Annotated in this window: 1 protein-coding gene; it reads right to left on the bottom strand. The window is 35.0% G+C overall.

All coding sequences use genetic code 11. The features are described from left to right. Positions 1-261 precede the first annotated feature (261 nt). Positions 262-1,083 carry a hypothetical protein gene (locus ACOVQ4_RS19045; protein ID WP_421822193.1) on the bottom strand — a complete coding sequence of 274 codons (822 nt, stop codon included), beginning with the start codon at positions 1,081-1,083 and terminating at the stop codon, positions 262-264. Positions 1,084-1,484: the final 401 nt, after the last annotated feature.

Raw genomic sequence — 1,484 nt, 5'->3', positions numbered from 1 at the left:
ACCTGAAAGCTTAAAGCACAATCCTAAACTTTATTTTGCGTACTAACTTAACTATAGCATAGTTTTAAATCAAAAAAGGCATTCGAAAAACTAATTTCGAATGCCTCTTTTTTGATACTACATTTCGAATAGTATTTCTTTAGATGCAAAGAATTACATCTCTAATTGTAAAATATTATTAAAAATAATTACTCATCCACTCAATCCCCATTCACTAAATTGAGGATGATTTTTCAGATGGTTATTTAAAAAGTATAGCTGCTAACTTCCGCATCCGCTACATCCTCCGCTACAACCACTACAGCCGCTTCCACATCCACTACAGCCATTTCCTCCATCGCCACCATGTCCGCCATCACCCGAATGCCCTGTATCGCCAGTATCAGTAAAAATAGTAGCTCCACATCCTGAATCTTCTTTAGCTTTTTCTTCATGATTTGTACTAATACTTTGTTGAGAAGCGATTACCGTAGCTATAAGTAAGCCCACAATCCCTGAAATAACCCAAAAGATACTTGAACCCGATGCCCGAACAAACATCAGGAAACATCCAATTACTAGCCCTGAAAGAAAAAGAGGTTTGATAACCCTAAAGAAGCTATTTTTATGAATCAACCAGTAGTTGTTGGTATCTAATCGTTGGAATTGTTGCTTACCAAATCGTTCTTGGTGTGATCGCCAGATATTTTGAGGAGGAAGAGTGTCGAAGATTTCTTGATAAAATTGTAAGCTTTTGCTGTAGTAGTTGTCAAATTTGAGTGCTTCTTGATTACCTCCTTCTGTAGGATTATGGTGTATGTGTTTTTGTAGCGTATTTTGACAGAAATCTATCCAATAGGATTGTGTGTAGGTTAGGTGTAAATGCCAAGCTTGGTCAACTTCGTCGGACGGGGTAATAGGAGTAGGGCTAATACAACATAGAAAAATAAATTTCTTGTACTCTTCGATGACTTTTAAAGCATATTCGTGTGTCCATCCATTCTCACGAGCGAGCCTTTTTGAAAAAGGAAAAGATACATTTGGAACATCCAGTTCAAACTGTTGAATGCGGTTCCATAAGTCAAGGTTTTGTTGAGGAATCATACAAATAAGAGGTTTTATTTCTATACAAAATATATAGACTATCTTCCATATTTGCAAGTGTTTTAATTTATTTTTTTGTAAGTAGTCGTGCAGAATAAGATTTAAGTTACGTGCTTAGGCATTAGGCAACAGGCACAAGGCAAAGAGTGTTAAAATGTTTTTTATTAACCACAGCCATGCTTTTTCCAAAGCCCACCTCTGAAAGCCGAAAGCTCAAAAATTAAATTCTATTTTGCACTATTACTTAAGTAAAAGGAAAGATTAATTAATAGTATATCTGAGGCAAAATTTGAACATAGTCTTTTGTTTATGAATATTTTCAAATAACCAATCTGATTACTGGACTAATTTGAAGTTACTAGTTCAAGACTTAGTCTTGGACTCATTTTTTTAACAGTTTA

Source organism: Flectobacillus sp., assembly GCF_049240685.1.
In the GTDB taxonomy this organism is placed as follows: Bacteria; Bacteroidota; Bacteroidia; order Cytophagales; family Spirosomataceae; genus Flectobacillus.
The sequence above is the reverse complement of the archived record's forward strand: the minus strand, read 5'-3'. Positions and strand labels throughout refer to the sequence as shown.

What these genes read in the sequence shown, in the direction of transcription:
- ACOVQ4_RS19045 (WP_421822193.1), bottom strand. Translation starts at nt 1,083, where the DNA reads ATGATTCCTCAACAAAACCTTGACTTATGGAACCGCATTCAACAGTTT.